1 protein-coding gene is annotated in these 800 nt (G+C 31.8%); it reads right to left on the minus strand.

The features are described from left to right. The coding region (locus tag IDG60_RS27835; RefSeq protein WP_206160996.1) for a phosphatidylinositol-specific phospholipase C domain-containing protein at window positions 1-724 on the minus strand (724 nt) is incomplete at its 3' end. Window positions 725-800: the final 76 nt, after the last annotated feature.

Genomic DNA, 800 nt, shown 5'->3' on the forward strand with positions numbered 1-800 from the left:
CTTTTTTATCATAGTAATCTTTATACTCATCTTGTACTTTTAAATTTAAGCTACCATTATTAATTTTCGTTTCAAATGTCGCATTGTCTGCCCATTGAATACCTGACGTGTCAGCACCATAACCACTCTTTATGTATGTACCCCCCATTCTATTGAATAGGACAATTTTACCTTTCGTTTCTTTTAAAGTAGGATTCGCATTACTTCCTGTGTAAAAAAGATTCTGATATTGCGGGTTATTATAATAATATTCTCTAAAAATCTCTTCAAATGTCTTCGTAACTTTAGAATCGCTATCGTAGTCCTTTTTCATAGACATCACAATTGTTTCGTTTGGATAAGCACTCAAGTAATATTTAGCATCATCTAAAAATTTTCCTAGTTCATGATGCAAATAAACCATGCCGTGATGAACTGAAATCATATTATCAGCACTTGCTCTACCTCTAATATCAAAAAACCTGACTCCCGACTTCATTTGAGTAAGGTAATCTTTGCCTTGAGTCTTTGCCCAAACCGATTTTACCGGATCAGTTAAAGTGAATGAGCCACTATCATGTGAGCCTGGCATATTAATCTCAGTTAAATGTTTGCTTTCATCAAGTTTACTCATCCAATTTTCTGGACTTTTACTCAACGAATCTGACGCATGTGCTGAATGATACCAACCACCCATCACTACTAAAATGATACTTAAAAACAAAGTCTTAATACACTTTTTCATAATATCAACTTCTTTCTATATTTAATACATTAATTATACATCTTTTTTAAATAAAAATATGTGTAAAATTTTAAAA

The sequence above is a fragment of the Staphylococcus sp. EG-SA-2 genome (genome assembly GCF_017152085.1).